Origin of the sequence: Thalassospira australica, assembly GCF_044790785.1 — a bacterium.
GTDB classification, from domain to species: Bacteria; Pseudomonadota; Alphaproteobacteria; order Rhodospirillales; family Thalassospiraceae; genus Thalassospira; species Thalassospira australica_A.
In genome coordinates this window covers 514,516-531,576 of record NZ_CP085258.1, presented here as the reverse complement: position 1 = coordinate 531,576, position 17,061 = coordinate 514,516, and the positions used below count along the sequence as shown (strand labels likewise).

General features: G+C 54.7%; 16 protein-coding genes. 10 read left to right on the top strand and 6 right to left on the bottom strand.

Going from position 1 to position 17,061, the window contains the following annotated elements:
- The first annotated feature begins 34 nt into the window (after positions 1-34).
- The 5 genes from LG297_RS02500 to LG297_RS02480 are packed head-to-tail and all read left to right on the top strand — an operon-like array spanning position 35 to position 5,375.
- Positions 35-862, top strand: a complete 828-nt coding sequence (locus LG297_RS02500; protein ID WP_404424801.1) for an ABC transporter permease — start codon at positions 35-37, stop codon at positions 860-862.
- Entirely contained in the window at positions 859-1,638 is a 780-nt protein-coding gene (locus tag LG297_RS02495) for an ABC transporter permease (RefSeq protein ID WP_037990613.1), read from the top strand. Before LG297_RS02500 ends, LG297_RS02495 begins: the two co-directional genes overlap by 4 nt.
- Positions 1,631-2,665 (top strand): ABC transporter ATP-binding protein, encoded by a 1,035-nt coding sequence (locus tag LG297_RS02490; protein ID WP_404424799.1) that lies wholly within the window; start codon positions 1,631-1,633, stop codon positions 2,663-2,665. Before LG297_RS02495 ends, LG297_RS02490 begins: the two co-directional genes overlap by 8 nt.
- Complete coding sequence (locus LG297_RS02485) at positions 2,665-3,594, top strand: nucleoside hydrolase (RefSeq protein ID WP_404424797.1); 930 nt, start codon at positions 2,665-2,667, stop codon at positions 3,592-3,594. The genes LG297_RS02490 and LG297_RS02485 overlap by 1 nt, the downstream gene beginning before the upstream one ends.
- On the top strand, positions 3,591-5,375 hold the full coding sequence (locus tag LG297_RS02480) for an adenine deaminase (protein WP_404424795.1): 1,785 nt from the start codon (positions 3,591-3,593) through the stop codon (positions 5,373-5,375). The genes LG297_RS02485 and LG297_RS02480 overlap by 4 nt, the downstream gene beginning before the upstream one ends.
- A gap of 100 nt (positions 5,376-5,475) precedes the next feature.
- Here the strand turns inward: LG297_RS02480 and LG297_RS02475 are convergent, their stop codons facing one another.
- Together LG297_RS02475 and uxuA are read right to left on the bottom strand one after the other, a co-directional pair.
- Positions 5,476-6,927 (bottom strand): mannitol dehydrogenase family protein, encoded by a 1,452-nt coding sequence (locus tag LG297_RS02475; protein ID WP_404424793.1) that lies wholly within the window; start codon positions 6,925-6,927, stop codon positions 5,476-5,478.
- The gene (gene uxuA, locus LG297_RS02470; protein ID WP_404424791.1) at positions 6,924-8,147 is read right to left on the bottom strand and encodes a mannonate dehydratase; all 1,224 of its coding nucleotides are present in this window, start codon (positions 8,145-8,147) and stop codon (positions 6,924-6,926) included. Before uxuA ends, LG297_RS02475 begins: the two co-directional genes overlap by 4 nt.
- A 127-nt stretch (positions 8,148-8,274) precedes the next feature.
- On the opposite strand from uxuA, the gene LG297_RS02465 reads away from it, so the two are divergent.
- Genes LG297_RS02465 through LG297_RS02445 form a run of 5 tightly spaced genes read left to right on the top strand, consistent with a single transcriptional unit; the run spans position 8,275 to position 12,869 of the window.
- Positions 8,275-8,985, top strand: a complete 711-nt coding sequence (locus tag LG297_RS02465; RefSeq protein WP_404424789.1) for a GntR family transcriptional regulator — start codon at positions 8,275-8,277, stop codon at positions 8,983-8,985.
- Between the two features lie 26 nt (positions 8,986-9,011).
- Positions 9,012-9,986, top strand: coding sequence for a TRAP transporter substrate-binding protein (locus LG297_RS02460; protein ID WP_404424787.1), 975 nt, complete (start codon positions 9,012-9,014; stop codon positions 9,984-9,986).
- Positions 9,987-10,041: 55 nt separating this feature from the next.
- Entirely contained in the window at positions 10,042-10,551 is a 510-nt protein-coding gene (locus LG297_RS02455; RefSeq protein WP_404424785.1) for a TRAP transporter small permease, read from the top strand.
- The gene (locus LG297_RS02450; protein WP_404424783.1) at positions 10,548-11,822 is read left to right on the top strand and encodes a TRAP transporter large permease; all 1,275 of its coding nucleotides are present in this window, start codon (positions 10,548-10,550) and stop codon (positions 11,820-11,822) included. Before LG297_RS02455 ends, LG297_RS02450 begins: the two co-directional genes overlap by 4 nt.
- Before the next feature lie 3 nt (positions 11,823-11,825).
- Positions 11,826-12,869: an L-idonate 5-dehydrogenase gene (locus LG297_RS02445; RefSeq protein WP_404424781.1), complete on the top strand. Its 1,044-nt coding sequence runs from the start codon at positions 11,826-11,828 to the stop codon at positions 12,867-12,869.
- 72 nt (positions 12,870-12,941) lie between these two features.
- Here the strand turns inward: LG297_RS02445 and LG297_RS02440 are convergent, their stop codons facing one another.
- The 4 genes from LG297_RS02440 to LG297_RS02425 form a co-directional block, all read right to left on the bottom strand.
- Positions 12,942-14,219 (bottom strand): TRAP transporter large permease, encoded by a 1,278-nt coding sequence (locus LG297_RS02440; protein WP_404424779.1) that lies wholly within the window; start codon positions 14,217-14,219, stop codon positions 12,942-12,944.
- 3 nt (positions 14,220-14,222) lie between these two features.
- A complete protein-coding gene (locus LG297_RS02435) occupies positions 14,223-14,738 on the bottom strand; it encodes a TRAP transporter small permease (protein ID WP_404424777.1) in 516 nt (171 codons plus the stop codon).
- Between the two features lie 218 nt (positions 14,739-14,956).
- The gene (locus LG297_RS02430) at positions 14,957-15,937 is read right to left on the bottom strand and encodes a C4-dicarboxylate TRAP transporter substrate-binding protein (RefSeq protein ID WP_404424775.1); all 981 of its coding nucleotides are present in this window, start codon (positions 15,935-15,937) and stop codon (positions 14,957-14,959) included.
- A gap of 333 nt (positions 15,938-16,270) precedes the next feature.
- Positions 16,271-16,990: a GntR family transcriptional regulator gene (locus tag LG297_RS02425; RefSeq protein WP_404424773.1), complete on the bottom strand. Its 720-nt coding sequence runs from the start codon at positions 16,988-16,990 to the stop codon at positions 16,271-16,273.
- Between the last annotated feature and the right edge of the window lie 71 nt (positions 16,991-17,061).

Sequence of the window (17,061 nt, the reverse complement as noted above, 5' to 3'; positions counted from 1 at the left end):
CTTATTGACTTTAACCGACGACAAGGTTGCCGAGATGTTTCAGAACCGGGCCGAAGCCCTTGCGCTGGTCCTCCCTGCCGCGATCTTTGCCGCTGTGGTCTTTCTGGCCCCGGTTCTGATTCTTCTGTCCGAAGGTTTTCGATCGGGCGACAGCTGGACGATACAGGCCTATATCGATTTCTTTTCCCAGTCGCTGAATCAGACGGTCTTTTTGCGCACGCTCAAACTTGCGGCACTGGTCACCGCCGCCTCGGCCGTCATCGGCTATGCTGCGGCCTTTGCAATCGTGAACCTGCCGCCGAAGGGCAAGGGCAGGATCACGGGCCTTGTTGTCTTGCCGCTAATGATTTCGCCGGTGGCACGGACCTATGCGTGGCTGGTCATCCTTGGCCGAACCGGCTTTGTGAACAAGGCACTGGTTGCCGTCGGGCTATCGGATGAACCGATCCGTTTTCTGTTCACCGAAACAGCCGTTTTCATCGGGTTGCTGCAACTGTTTCTGCCGCTGATGATCATTTCGCTGATCAGTGCGCTTGAAAACATGCCGCGCGATGCGGTGCCGGCTGCTCGCGTTCTTGGCGCCAACTGGTTGCAGGTTTTCACCAAAGTCATCCTGCCACTAACCAAAGAGGGCCTTGTGATCGGTGGCACGCTGGTCTTTACCGGCTCAATGACCGCCTATATCACCCCGGCCATTCTAGGCGGTTCCAAGGTTCTGATGCTTGAAACCCTGCTGTATCAGCGCGTGACTGTTGCCAATGATTTCGTATCGGCCAGTGTGATCGCGCTGATCCTGATCGTCATGGCATTTGCGGCCAATCTTCTGCTCAAACGCCTTGCCACCGCGAGGAACAAGCGATGACCAACAAGCTGTTTTCCCCGATCATTCTTTTACTGGTACTGGCCTTTCTGATTGGTCCGTTCCTGATCATTATCGCGGCATCGCTGTCGGCCGGCGAAACGCTTGCCTTCCCACCACAAGGCCTGTCCCTGCGCTGGGTGCTGAAAGTCTTCGAGGTCGAAAGCTTCCGTGCGAGTTTCGGCATCTCGATGTTTCTTGCCATCGGCGGCACGCTTGCCGCCCTGATCCTTGGCATTCCGGCAAGTTATGCGCTGTCGCGCTACAAGGTCCCCGGTGCGGAAACCATCCGGACCATCGTATCGTCACCGATCATTGTGCCGGGCATTATCGTCGGTCTGGCACTGCTGCGTTACTTCGTCGTACCTTTCAATTTCGGCATTCTGTTTGCGCTGTTTCTGGCGCATACCGCACTGATCCTGCCCTATGCGGTACGCGTGGTGTCGGCCAGTCTGAACAATTTGCGATCTGACATCGAAGAAGCCGCCGTGCTTTTGGGCTCCTCGCGAATTGGTGCCTTTTTCCGCGTGGTGATGCCCAATATCCGTGGTGGTATTCTTGCTGCCTTCATTCTGGGCTTTGTCACCAGCTTCAATCAGGTGCCGGTTTCCCTGTTTTTGTCGGGCCCCGGCGTCAGAACCCTTCCGATCGACATGCTCGCCTATATGGAAATCACCTATGACCCGTCGGTCGCAGCCCTGTCCGCGCTGCTTGCCTTCATGTCGCTGGGCATTGTCTTTCTGGCCGAACGTTTCCTAGGATTTTCCCGCTATGTCTGATGCCCGTTTTCTTTGTCTTGAAAAACTGACCCTGTCCTACGGTAAAAATGTTGCCGTGCCGGAAATGGATCTTGATATCGGCAAGGGTGAACTGGTTGCCCTGCTTGGCCCGTCGGGCTGTGGCAAAACCACAACCATGCGCGCCATTGCCGGGCTGATGGAACCGTCATCGGGTGCGATCATCCTTGATAATGTCAACATCACCCGGACACCTGCCAACAAACGACCGGTCGGGCTTGTGTTCCAGTCCTATGCCCTGTTCCCGCACCTTAACGTTTATGAAAACGTGGCCTTCGGCCTGAAACTGATGGGTGTTCACGGCAAGGAACTGGACGACAAGGTTCAGGAAGGCCTTCGGACTGTCGGCCTGTCCAAATTCGCGACACGCAAACCGGCCGAGCTTTCCGGCGGCCAGCAGCAGCGCGTCTCGCTGGCGCGTTCGATGGTTATGGAACCCAAGGTGCTGCTGCTTGACGAACCGCTCTCAAACCTTGATGCACGGCTACGCCTTGAAATGCGCACCGAATTACAGCGTGTGCAAAAGGAAAGCGGTGTGACAATGATCTTCGTCACCCACGATCAGGTCGAAGCCCTTGCCATGGCCGACCGGATTATCGTGATGCTTGATGGTCACATCGAACAGATCGGAACGCCCGAAAATATATATAACCGCCCGGTTTCCGATTTTGTTGCGGACTTTGTCGGGTTTGAAAATGTCTTCGCGCTTGAAGACGGCAAACTTAAAATCGCAACCGGAACTGTCGAACTTTCAGGCACGCCCCCGCTTGATGCCAAAGGCCTTGCCTGGCGACCGTCGATGGTCTCCCTTGGCAGCGGACCGTTCGAGGGCACGGTACGCGGTACGTCTTTTGCCGGAGGAACACGGGAATATCTGCTTGATACCCCGCTTGGCCCGATCAAGGCTGAATGCGATGCCAGCCTTCCCGCCCATGAATTCGGTTCTGTCCTGAAATTCGATCTGCCTGTGTCGCGGGCTGCGTCCCTTTCGCGGGTCGGGAGCCTCTGATGGGACTGTGGATCGACACCGATATGGGCTTTGACGATCTGGCTGCGGTGCTGGTTGTCATCCATGCCGGAAAGCGGATCGACGGAATGTCGCTGATTGCCGGGAATTCCCCGCTTGAACGCGTGCGGATCAACGCTGCCAGTGCCGCACGCCAGTTTGGCTGGGGTTTCAAAATCTATACCGGTCGCGAAACGGCGGTTATGGGCGGACTTGAAACCGCCGAACGAATTCTTGGCCCCCTTGGCATGCAATCAAGCGGCGCGCACCTGCCCGATTGCCGTCCGATTGCCGAATGCTGCGCGTTCGACGGTCTTTGCAACTGGCTTGAAGGCAAATCCGGACCGGATGATGAACGCCATATTCTGGCCCTTGGCCCGCTTGGCAATATTGCATCGCTGGTTCTGGCCCGGCCTGATCTGGCGCGCAAAATCGACTGCGTAACATGGATGGGGGGTGCCGTAACGCGCGGCAATCACACCGCACTCGCCGAATATAATGCCTTTGCCGACCCCGAAGCTGTTGCCATTACCCTGTCCCATCAGGTGCCCCTGCGCATGGTTGATCTTGATCTTTGTCGGCAGGTACTGGCCACCCCGAATGATGTGACACCTATCCGTAATGCTGGCGGAAAAAATGCGGAACTTCTGGCCGATCTGACCGAAGGATACATCAATATCGCCCTGTCACGCGGGCGTGATGCAATGGCGATTTTCGATCCTTGCGCGGCTGTCGCGGTGATTGACAAGGATGCCATCAGCTTTGCCGATGCACATATCGAAATTGATACCAGTCACGGCCCTTCGCGCGGGCGAACCCGTGTTGACCCAAGCCCGACCGCGATCAAAAACGCGCAATATGCCGTTTCCGTTCACACGGAACACACGCGCGACCTGATCTTTTCAGCCCTCAAGGCGGAAGCAGCAAAATGATTAACCGCACGACAGAACCCGGCGATCTGACCTGCAACAAATTGCGCACACGTGCTATTGCCGCCGCACGCGGTGATGAACCGTTTGATATCCTGATTACCGGTGGCAAGCTCGTCGATATGGTGACTGGTGAAATCCGCAAGGCCGATATCGGCCTGATCGGCCCGATGATCGCAAGCGTCCATGAACCCGCAACCAGAAGTGACGCCCGCAAGATCGTCAGCGCCCGGGGCGGTTATGTCAGCCCCGGCCTGATCGACACACACATGCATATCGAAAGTTCGATGGTCACACCGGCGATCTATGCCGAAACGGTTGTTGCGCGTGGCGTCACGACCATCGTCTGGGATCCGCATGAATTTGGCAATGTTCTGGGGCTTGATGGTGTGCGCTGGGCGATTGATGCAACACGCGGTCTGCCATTGCGTGTTCTGGTACTGGCGCCGTCCTGCGTTCCCGCTGCCCCCGGCCTTGAAATGTCCGGGGCGAATTTTGACGGCGATGCCATGACCGAAATGCTGTCATGGCCGGAAATCGTGGGGGTTGCCGAAGTCATGAATATGCGAGGTGTGATTGATCGTGATCCGCGCATGGCCAATATCATGCAGGCGGGGCTTGCATCCGGGAAGCTTGTCTGTGGCCATGCGCGCGGCCTCCAAGGACCTGACCTTGCCGCCTTTATGACGGCGGGGGTCAGTTCCGATCATGAACTGGTTTCAAACGATGATCTGATGGCAAAACTGCGTGCCGGTCTTGCAATTGAAATGCGCGGATCGCACGACCACCTGCTGCCGGGTTTTGTCGAAACGCTTAATGAATTGGGTTTTCTGCCGCAAACTGTCACGCTTTGTACCGATGACGTCTTCCCCGATGACCTGTTCAATGCGGGCGGGCTTGATGATGTGGTGCGTCGTCTGGTCCGTTATGGCATGAGGCCGGAATGGGCGTTACGGGCGGCTACCCTGAATGCCGCGATGCGCCTTGGCCGTTCCGATCTTGGTCTGATTGCTGCCGGGCGGCGCGCCGATATTGTCATCTTTGACGACCTGACCGATTTTCAGGCGCGCCACGTCATCGCAAATGGCGAGACTGTTGCCCGGGCCGGTGAAATGATGGCGAAAGCCGTTTCGATTGATCTCGCTCCCCTTTCTGACACCATGAAGATGGATGTCCTGATCATTGATGATTTTCACGTGCCCGCATCCGGGGATCGCGTCCGGATCGCCACCATCGACCGGCCACGCTTTACCCGCTGGACGACAGTCGATGCTGATGTCAAAGACGGCTATGTTGTGCCCCCCAAGGGTACGACCATAATCGCCGTTGCCCATCGCCACGGAAAGGCAGACAGCAAACCACGCATTGGCTTCCTGACCGGATGGGGCGACTGGAAAGGGGCCGTTTGCACCACCGTCTCGCATGACAGTCACAATGTTACGGTGTTTGGCGGCAACCCGCGCGACATGATGGTGGCGGCTAACGCGGTTATCCGTGCCGGTGGTGGTATGGCCGTGGCATCCAACGGCAAACTTGATGCGCTTCTTCCCCTGCCGCTTTGCGGGCTGGTATCGGACGCACCGATGGGTCATGTTGCGCAGCAATTTGCCGATATCCGAACCGCAACGGATGCGATTGTCGACTGGCAACCGCCCTATCTGGTTTTCAAGGCCCTGTTTGGCGCAACGTTGGCCTGCAATCCCGGCCCGCATCAAACCGACCGCGGCATCGGCGATGTCACCACCGGTCAACTTCTGACCACGCCGGTTCTGGAAGTCCTTTAGCAATCGAAACGACAGCCTGCAATGCCCATCCTCCATTGGTCACCAAGGCCGCCTGACATTTCCATCACGCATTCACCGATGGCAACAAATCGTTGCGCCGTCATAAGCATGCCTCGTTTTTGATGGTGTTATCCACCTCCCCCGCCAGCAACACGGATAACCGCGCAATCACGGCATCACGCCACGACGAACTGCCTTGCAATTGGGCTGGCATCCAACCCGGGAGCATGGCAAGTCCGTCATATATTGCTGCGGCGTCCTGATGATCGCCCAGGGCATCAATGATTTCATCGTCGCGCGGATCGTTCAGCAGTTCGGTTGCTTGGCCCGGTTTGGCATCATTTACGCGCTGGCGCATGACCGCCATCCATGCCGCAAGGCACAGGGCAAAAGTACCCAGTGCCGGGCTTTCGTCCGGCAATTCACTTGCCGGGGCGAAAATGCGCTGCGGTAGCTTTTCCGTACCGTCCATTGCGATCTGACGGGTTTCATGGTCGATTTCCGGATTCCGGAAACGTTTCACAAGATCAGCACCATACTGTGCAAAGTCGATCCCGTTAAGCTGCACCATGGTCATCGCGGCATTTTTCATATGCCGTGCAACAAGACGCGCAAAATCGTCATCTGCCATGGCATCGCGCACATAACGATAACCGGCCAGTTGCCCCATATAGGCAATCAGGGAATGACTGCCATTAAGCATGCGAAGTTTCATGCGCTCATAAGGTTCGACATTATCGACCAAGATCGCACCGCCTGCCTCCCATGCCGGACGCCCCACGGGGAAGTCATCTTCGATCACCCACTGTGAAAAAGGTTCGGTTTCAACTGCAGCCGGGTCGTCCACCCCGGTTAAACGTCTGGCATCCGAAAGCGTTGTCGCTGTCGCAGCCGGGGTAATCCGGTCAACCATCGTCGAGGGGAAGGAAACATTATCCTTGATCCAGCCTGAAAGGTGGGGATCGCTCCGCTTGGCAAAGTCAATCACACCGTTGCGCAACAACACCCCGTTCGATGGCAGGTTGTCACAGGAAACGATTGTAAACGGACGAATGCCTGCCTGTTTGCGCCGCTTCAGCCCGGCAACCAATATCCCGAGAAGCCCGGTTGGCTTGGCTGGATTTGCCAGATCATGTTTTACAGCCGGATGTTCCGCCTGAACCGTCCCCGACACCCGATCAATGCCATATGCCTTTTCGGTGACCGTGATGGTAACAATCCGGATCGCCGGATCGGCAAGCGCATCGAGAACCGGCGCAACATCACGCGAAGCCGCTATAGCCTTCGACAGGCTGGTGATCCTGCAGGCCTTGGGGCCGTCGGGATGACGTTCAATCACCGTAAAGACGCAGTCCTGTGCATTCAGGACATCGACAATATCAGTGCTGCGCAAACTGACACCTATGATGCGCCAGTTCCCGCCTTTGGCCTGCATTGCAGCGGCGGTATAAACTGCCTGATGGGCGCGGTGAAAAGCGCCAATACCAATATGGACGATACCGGTCGTTGTCGTATCTGTATTGGGTGCAGCAGCGGAATTATCCGAAATCATTTTTGAGCCCCAAGCAGATCAAACCTTGCCGAAAGTGCCGTCATCACACCCCGCAACTCGGCAAGGCCCTTGAGACGCCCGATCGCCGGATAACCCGGCTGTCCTTTTCGGTTCAAATCATCAAGAATATCCTGCCCGTGATCCGGACGCATGGGAATGTCCCAGTCTGCACGTCCCGCTGCCTTTCGACGTGCCTCTTCGCGTAGAATTTCTTCAATCAGGTCAACCATATTGGTGTCGCCATCCAGATGTTCCGCTTCGTGGAAACTGCAAGGCAGGCCTTCGCTTTCGCGTTTTGTATTGCGCAAATGAATGAAATGCACACGGTCACCCAAGCGTTTCATCATCCCCGGCAAATCATTTTCCGGATGCACACCAAGCGATCCGGAACACAGCGTTATGCCATTTTCCGGGATATCCACCGCCTGCATGATGTAGGTATAATCGGCCTCGGTCGACATGATCCGCGACAGCCCCAAAAGGGCAAAGGGCGGATCATCGGGATGGCAGCACATGCGAATGCCGACCTCGTGTGCGACCGGCCCGACTTCCTCAAGGAAGGCAACCAGATTACCACGAAGCGTATCGGCATCAATATCGGCATAGGTTGCGAGCAACGCACGCAAATCATCCAGTGAAAGATTCTCGACCGAGCCGGGCAAGCCGAAAGCAACCGTTCGTTCAAGTTCGCCACGGCGATCTTCGGACATCTGTGCGAAACGGCTTTTTGCGTCGGCAACAATTCCGGCGGGATAATCTTTTTCCGCGCCAGCACGGTTCAGGATGAACAGATCGAACGCAACAAAATCGACCAGATCAAAGCGCATGCAGGTCGCGCCGTTTGACAGGCGCCAGCTCAGGTGGGTCCGGGTCCAGTCAAGAACCGGCATGAAGTTGTAACAGACAATACTGATCCCGGAATCGGCAAGGTTACGCAGACTTTGCTTATAGGCTGCGATATGATCGCGCCACGGACCAACCTGCCGTTTGATCGATTCGGAAACCGGAAGACTCTCAACAACATCCCAAGTCAGGCCTGACGGCGCCCCATCCTTCATGGTCGCAATTTCGGCATGACGTTTGGCAATTTCATCCGACGTCCAGACATCACCACTTGGCACATGATGAAGGGCGGAAACCACGCCATGAGCGCCAGCCTGGCAAATATCGTCAATACTGACCAGATCGTGCGGGCCGAACCATCTCCAAGTTTGTTTCATGTATTTCTCTCTGTATTGGCGTGGTGTCTTCAACACCGACTATAACGGTTATGAACAGTATCACGACATAATTTTGTTGACTAGTATGGTAGTATGCATCATGACTCAGAAAAGCAAGGAGCGATTGATGGGCGATCCCGAACAAAACGACTGGGAAATCACGCACGATCAGGCCGTAGGCCCACAGATCCATCGCATCATTCGCGAACGGATCGTGTGCACGGATCTGCTTCCCGGCGTGCGTCTGTCCGAAGCCGAACTTGCCAAACATTACAATGTCAGTCGTCAGCCCGTCCGCGAGGCGTTCATCAAGCTTGCCGACGAAGGCCTTCTGGAAGTTCGCCCGCAACGCGGGACCTATGTCCGAAAGATTTCCGTCGCCGCCGTTCTTGATGCACGTTTTGTCCGCGAAGCCATCGAAGCCGACATTGCCCGTTTCGTCGCAACCAAGCCCGATGATGCATTTCTGTCACGCCTTGAACAACTGATCACCGATCAGCGCAAGGCCATGGAAGGCGATGCGCGTGCATTTCTGAAACTTGATCATGATTTCCATCGCTGCCTCGCAGAAGCAGCAGGCAAAACATACGCATGGAAGGTCGTCGAGGATGTTCGCGCCCAGCTCGACCGGGTGCGTTACCTCAGTTACTTCCAGTTTCCGATGAACGAAATCATCGAACAGCATATCCGAATTGTTTCCGCGATTACATCCCGTGATCCCGAAGCAGCCAGCACAGCCATGCGTGAGCACCTCCGTGAGATTCTGCATACGCTGCCTGATATTGCCCGCTCCAGAACGGAGCTTTTTGACAACGCCGGTTCTGCGTTGTCGCCCTAAGGCATCAACCGAACAGGGAGGAAAAGATGCTTAAAAAAACGACCAAGAAACTAATGATCGCCGGTGTAGCTGCCATGATGATGGGCAATTCTGCGATTGCCGCGGAAATGACCCTGAAACTTGGTCATCTCGCCAATGAACAAAATGCCTGGCACAAGGCTGCCGTAAAATTCGGCGAGGAGCTTTCGACCCTTACCGATGGCCGTATTGATGTACAAGTCTTCCCCAACGAAACACTCGGCAAGGAAATCGACCTGATCAACGGTATGCAGCTTGGTTCGGTCGACATGACCATTACCGGTGAAAGCCTGCAGAATTGGGCACCGATGGCGGCCCTTCTGGCTGTTCCGTATGCCTATCCGACGCTGGAGGACATGGATGCCGTTGCCAGTGGCGAAATCGGCGACAAGATCGAACAGCAGATTGTCGAAAAAGCCCGCATCCGCCCGATTGCCTATTTTGCCCGTGGCCCGCGCAACCTGACATCAAACCGCGAAATCAAAAGCCCGGACGACCTGAACGGCCTGAAGTTGCGCGTTCCGAACGTGCCGCTTTTTGTTGATGTCTGGAAATCGCTTGGTGCGCAGCCGACACCGATGGCGTTCTCCGAAGTCTTTACCTCGCTTCAGGCAGGCACCATCGATGCACAGGAAAACCCGCTGGCCCTGATTGAATCGGCAAGTTTCGACGAAGTGCAGAAATTCGTGAACAAGACCGAGCATGTCCGTTCGTGGATTTATCTGACCATTTCGGAGATCACTTGGGGCAAGCTTTCAGATGCCGATAAAGAAGCCGTCATGGAAGCAGCCAAGCGCGCGCAAGCATATGAGCGCGATCTGTTTACAGCCGATGAAGAGCGTCTGACACAGGAACTTCAGGACAAGGGCATGACCTTTGTCGAGGTCGATACGCAGGCATTTGCCCTAAAGGCAAAAGACGCTGTTCTTGCAAATGTGCCCGACGCAATCCGTCCGATTGTCGAAGACCTTTTTGCAAAATAATTGTGCCGGTTCGGTCGCGTGATCGCGGCCGAACCTTTCTCGACGGGGAAGTAACGTGCTTTCTGCCAGATTATACACATCCATCATTGCGCTTTGTCGGATCGGAACGGGTGCCGCCTTTGGCATTCTGATCTGCACGGTGTTGATACAGGTCTTTTCACGAACCTTTATGTCCAGTTCACCGGTATGGACCGAAGAACTGACACGTCATGCGCTGCTGTTTCTGGCGGCCTTCGGTGTCGGGCTATCGTTTCGCAATGGCGAGTTGGTCAATGTTGATATCGTTTGCGAAATGCTACCGCTACGTATCCAGCGTGTGTTGATGTTCGTTTCCTCTGCGCTGACGGCCGCATTCTGTCTGGTATTGCTGTCCCCTGCGTGGATGTTTGTTTCAATCGGTGTTCTTCAAACGTCACCCGCCTTAGGCGTCCGGATGGATTTCATTCACGCCACCGTTTTCATTCTTCTTGCCGTTCTCGGTCTTTTCGCGGTCCTGCGGATGATACGTGTCATCGCCGGGGTCTCTGACGGAAAAGCTGAAGATACGACGAAGGACTTCCCATGAGCCTCGCAATTTTACTTGGTGTTTTTGCCCTCGGCCTCGTCATCGGCCTTCCGGTCGCCGTGACACTGGGTCTGTCCTCGCTTTGCTATTTGCTGCTGGAAGGCATTCCTCTTGTTGTGATCCCGCAAAAGATGTTTGCCGGGATGGATGTGTTTGTCCTGCTTTGTATTCCGGGATTTATCCTTGCCGGGAACCTGATGAATGGCGGGGGGATTACACCGCGCATTGTGCGATTTGCCAATGCCATGGTCGGATGGATGCGTGGCGGCCTTGGCCTGACCAACGTGACGGGTTCCATGCTGTTTGGCGGTATTTCTGGAACCGCTGTTGCGGACGCAGCATCAATCGGCGGCATGATGATCCCCGGCATGGTTCGCGCCGGATACACGCCTGCTTTTTCTGCGGCTGTCACTGCAGCATCGTCAACCGTCGGGCCGATCATCCCGCCAAGCATGCCCATGATCATCGTTGGTGCATTGTCTGGCATTTCTGTCGGCAAAATGTTTATTGCGGGCGCCATTCCCGGCATCCTGATGGGGCTTGCAATGATGGTCACCTGCTACATCATCGCCGTCAGGCGCAATTTCCCGCACCAGCCGTGGCAGGGATTTGGCGAACTGGCCCGATCCTTCACCGGGACCTTCTGGGCGCTCGCCATGACCGGCCTGATTGTTGGCGGTTTGCTAAGCGGTATCGCGACACCGACCGAAACCGCCGTGATCGCCAGCCTCTATGCCTTTTTCGTCGGCTGCTTCATCTATCGCGAACTGCCGCTGCGCAAGGTTCCGAAAATCATCATCGACAGCGCTGTTACCGCTGCTGCCATTCTTGCTCTTGTCGGCCTGGCAAACGTGTTTGGCTGGATCCTTGTTTCCGAACGCATACCGCAGATGATCTCGAATACGGTCCTGTCGATTACGGATAACAAATATATTGTCATCCTGTTGATCAATATTGTTCTGCTGATCGTCGGCATGTTCATGGAAACCATCGCGGCCCTGATCATTCTGTTTGTGCCGCTTCTGACCCTTGCCACCAATGTTGGGGTCGATCCGATCCATTTTGCGGTATTCGCAGTTCTGAACCTGATGATTGGTCTCACAACGCCACCTGTCGGCATATGCATGTTTATCTGCGCAAACATTGCCAAAGCCCCCGTCACCACGGTGATCAAGGCGCTGATGCCATTCCTTTTGACCAATATCCTGATCCTGTTTCTTGTTTCCTATGTTCCGGCGCTGTCAACCTGGCTGCCATCCCTGATGGAGTAATTGATGCAAACACGTGTTTGCCGTTTGTATGGCCAAAACGATCTTCGGATCGACACCGAAGCAACCACCGCCCCTGTTGGTGACGAAATCCTTATCCGTGTCGGGGCCGGTGGTGTGTGCGGTTCGGACATGCATTACTATTTCGAAGGCGGGATTGGTCAAATCCGCGTGCGCGAGCCAATCATCCTTGGACATGAAGCAGCCGGTACCATCGTTGCACTTGGCCCGGATGTGACCGGGCTTGCCGTCGGACAAAAGGTGGCGATCAATCCGAGCCACCCATGCGGCACATGCTCCTATTGTCAAATGAACCTGCAGCAGCATTGCCTGAACATGAAGTTCTTTGGATCGGCAATGCCGATGCCCCATATTCAGGGTGCATTTCGCGATCTGGTCAATGTGCGCGAGGGCCAGTGTTTTGTGATTGGCAATCAAACAGATATAGGCAAGGCCGCCTGTGCTGAACCCCTTGCAGTTTGCTTACATGCCGTTGCGCGCGCAGGTGATCTTTCGGGAAAAAAAGTCCTGATCACCGGGGCCGGACCGATCGGCTGCCTTTGCGTTGCCATTTCGAAACGTGCCGGTGCCAGTGAAATCGTTGTGACCGATTTGCAGGATTTCGCATTGAATGTTGCGCAGCAAATGGGTGCAACCCGCACCATCAATATCGCCACCGCTGCAGACGACCTGAAAGCTTATGAACAAGACAAGGGGCAGTTTGACGTTTGTCTGGAATGTTCCGCTGCTCCGGCTGCATTACGTTCTGCAATCGGCGTTTTGCGCCCGCAGGGCATTCTCGTTCAGGTCGGTGTTGCTGGTGAAATTCCTGTCCCCTTCAATCCACTGGTCGCCAAGGAAATCACAATTACCGGAACGTTCCGATTCCACGACGAATTTGCCGAGGCTGTCAGCCTGATCGATAACGGCGATATCAATGTAACCCCGATCATCACCCAGACCTTCCCGCTTGAAGCAGCCTCCGAAGCCTTTGATGTGGCGCATGACCGAAGCCAGTCCGTCAAGGTTCAACTGTCTTTCGCGGGCTAACCCCGTCATCGGAAAAACAAAGGGCTGCGGTATAATGGTACCGCAGCCCTTGTTCGCTTTACGCTCTTCTCTCTAGAAAGCTAGTCGGGGCAGAAACAGGACAACGTCCGGCAGCAGCAGAAGCGCAAAGACCAGCACGAAAATCGCCGCCAGGAACGGTAAGGATTCACGGACATAACTTTCGATTTTGACATTCATGATCGCGCAGACGGTGAACATCGCAACCCCCACCGGCGGTGTCATCGACCCAAGCGTCACAATCGTCATCATCAGAATGCCGAAATGCACTGGATCGACACCAAGCTGCTTGATGATCGGGACAAAGATCGGGGTTAGCAACAACACCAGCACGGTACTTTCAACAAACAGCCCCGACACAAACAAAATGATAAGGATCACCCCGACAATCACCGTCGGATCACTTAATCCTGCCAGCAACGCGCCCGATACAGACTGCGGAACCTGCAGGAATGTGATGGCAAAACCGACCATACCCGACATCAGGATGATCAGCATGATCATGCCAAGATCGGTCAGCGCATCGCCAAAGGCCGTTTTGATGCCATCAAATGTCAATTCCCGATGACCAAAAAAACCAACAGCAGCGGCATAAACAACAGCAAACGCGCCGACCTCGGACGGAGTAAATACCCCCCCGCGGATCGTCGCAATCAGCAAAACCGGAAACAGCAGCGCCCATTTGGCATCCACCACCGCACACAGGAACTCCCGAAATGTCGGAATACGCGCACCTTCGCTGACATAGTTACGTTTTTTGGAAATCACATAGGCTGTCACCATCAGAACCGTCATCATCAGGATACCGGGCACAATTCCGGCCAGAAACAGTTTTCCGATGGAAACATTGCCGACATAACCATAAAGGATCAGCCCGATAGACGGCGGGATTGTCGCTGTGATCAGGGAACTAAGCGCAATGACCGCAGCCGAGAATCCCTTGGAATAGCCGTTCTCGGTCATTTTCGGACCAAGTACACGCGCTTCCATCGCCGCATCCGCCACGGCCGAACCGGAAATCCCGCCCATCAGGGTCGACAGAATAATCGATACCTGCGCCAGCCCGCCAGCCATCCATGACACAGTGACATTCGAAAATTTGAACAGCCGGTCCGTAATGCCGCTTTCATTCATCAAATGCCCGGCCAACACAAAGAACGGCACAGCCAGCAGCGGAAAGCTTTGCGATACGTTTGCAATTTTCTGTACACCGATTGAAAGCGGCATGACATCGGAATTGACGAAGAAGACAAACCCGCTCAGTCCGATGGCAAAGGCCACCGGGGCACCGATCAGCAGGAAGGCAAGGAAAGTACCACCAACAAGAAACATCTCTCAGATCTCCGCCCCCATTTCTTCTTCATCGTCCGCCTGCGAATAAACCAGTGTTTTGCCGTCGGCGCGATTGCGCCACGCATCGACGATGTTGAATATGATGGTCGCCCCCAAAAGCAGGAAACCAACCGGGACGGCAATGGTGACAAAGGCATAGGAAATCTGGCTGTCGCCAAAGATTCGTTCCTTGTTCGCCATTGTCAGTTCGTAGCCGACAATGGCAAGCGAGACGAGCATGCCAAGGAAAATAACAGACACCACAGTTTCGACGATCAGACGAAACCGGTGACCGGCGATGCGGACAAACAGATCAACGCCAAGGTGACCTTTCTTTCGCATGGTCCGGATTGCAGCAAAGAAGCACAACCAGACAAAAAGCAGTTGCGCCATATCGAACGACCAGATCAGCGGGTGGCCGAATTTACGCATGATTGCCGCAACAAAGACCAGCAAAACGATTATCGCAAACAACAGCGATGCAAAGAGGAACTCGGCTTGGGCCAATCGTTTCAGCATAGCCTGACTTTCCTTCGATAAAGGTGGGGTGGAAACAGTTTATCCGAGCCGTTGGACAATACAGAGCAGCCTACCGTCATATGCAAAACCGTACCGCACTTTCAGGCCTGCAAAAAGTTTCTGTATGCTTTCGGGAAAACGGTGGGATCAATTACAGAAAATCGCCCCTGAAAACACATACAGGCCGCGATCATAATCGCGGCCTGTATCGAACCAGCTTACTGGCCAAGCATTTCGTTTACCTGCTTGCGCAGTTCGGTATAGCCAAGCGTTTCATAAACGCCCTCGGTTGCCTCGACGAACGGAGTCAAGTCGATTTCCGAAACCGTTACACCCGATGCTTTAAGATCTTCCTCGATCTTGGCAAGCGCATCACGTGTCCCATAGGACGCAATATCACCTGCTTTAAGTGCTTCTTCGCGAAGGGCAACCTGAAGATCTTCCGGAAGCGAGTCGAACCAGATCGCGCTGGTGACAAGTCCGGTAATCAGGTTGATATGTCCGGTTTTGGTAATATGTGAAATGACTTCCTGCAAGTTCGCTCCGATAACCGCCGGAAGCTGCACCTCTGTTCCGTCAATCGTGTTCAACTGAAGGCCGCTATATACATCGGCAAATGGCATCGGAGTCGGCACACCGCCCATCGCCTTGACCGTTTCGGTCCAAACCGGTGCACCGGGCGTGCGCAATGCAAGTCCATCCAGATCGGCAGGCTTGGTCACCGGTTTGTTGGTCAGAAGATGACGTTCCCCCTGCCACCAGTTGAACGATAGTACCTGATGTCCGGATGCCGCGCGCAATTTCTGCACCCAGGTTTCAAACAGGTCCGAGGTAACAACCTTGCGGATGCCGTCATAACCGGACGCCAGATAAGGCGCACCGAGAATGCCGAATTCATTTTCAAATACAGCCAGACGGCCACCATCAACAACCACGGCAACCGGTGCGCCAACACGCGCCTGTTCAAGAACGTCTTCGTCCGGGCCAAGCTGCGAATTCGGGAACAGTTTAACTTCCAGCGCACCGTTCGTGCGCTTGTCGACATTTTCGACGAATGCCTCAAGACCCTTATATAGCGGATCGCTGGTGCTGAGCGCGGTATTGACACTAAGTGTATAATCGGCCGCAAACGCCGATGAAGCCATGATCAATGCAGCGGAGCCAGCCAGACCGACTGCAGCAAGACGGGTTAGTTTCATGTTCACCTCCCTAGGATGCCAGCAATTTGGCTGGCGTTATGCTCAATTCAATAGAATACTAGTATATCAATGTCAAATGTTCTTGGCCACCAACCCGACCAAAGCGGATATTTGACGCACTGAAATGACACTCTGACGATCACAGCAGATGCCCACCCGGACCGGAAACAGCACCACGGACAGGACCCATACGAGAAACAATATGGTGATTGTTCCGGCATCGAATGCATCCGGAAGACAAGATTAAATGCCGGACATATCGCCAGATAACGGCATCTTCCTTGGGCAAGGCATTTTACTCACTGCCTTAAGTATTAGGAACTTGCTGTGGCTTCAGGCACCGAAAAGGTCTTCGTTTCGGGCAATGATACTGTCGAGCTCCTGCAACGACCCGGCAAGATGTTCGCGTACATGAGACTCGGCCAATGCAACATCGGATGCATGAATGGCATCAATGATCTTGCTGTGTTGCATGATCACACGCTCGATCTTGCCCGGGGTCGGCAGTTGCAATTGCCTTACACGGTCAAGATGACCGCTGTGATCGCGCAGCAATGACCAAAGGTCTCCGTAACCTGCCGCCATGAACAATGCACGATGGAAGTCACTATCAAGACGCGAGAATGCTTCGGTCGCAAGATCGCGGTTTTTCTGCTGTTGAAGGATTTCAATCGCCGGGGCGATCTTGGCTTTTTTGCCGGTCTGCGCAAGGGTGCGTGCAACTTCCAGCTCCAGACTGGTACGCAGAAAATGCGTTGCCTTGACCTTCTGGGCACTGATCGGCGCAATCAGGGTTTTTGACTGGGGAAACACCTCGACCAGACCGTCTTTTTCAAGCTTCAGAAAAGCTTCGCGAACCGGTGTCTGGCTGACGCCATAGAACTCGGCCAAACCTGCACGCGACAGGCTGTGCCCCGGCAAAAGCGACAACGAAACGATGCGATCGCGCAAATCCTCATAGACCTGCAGCGCAGCCGGACGGTTCCGGCTGATCGTAAATGGCGTCCCTTCCAGGGCCTGGAAACTGATATCGATCGGGGTTTTGTGTCTCATTATGCTCTTTCCTATTCCAACCGCGAGCATCCTACAATATCCCTTGTCGTTTCTATACTAATATTTTAGTG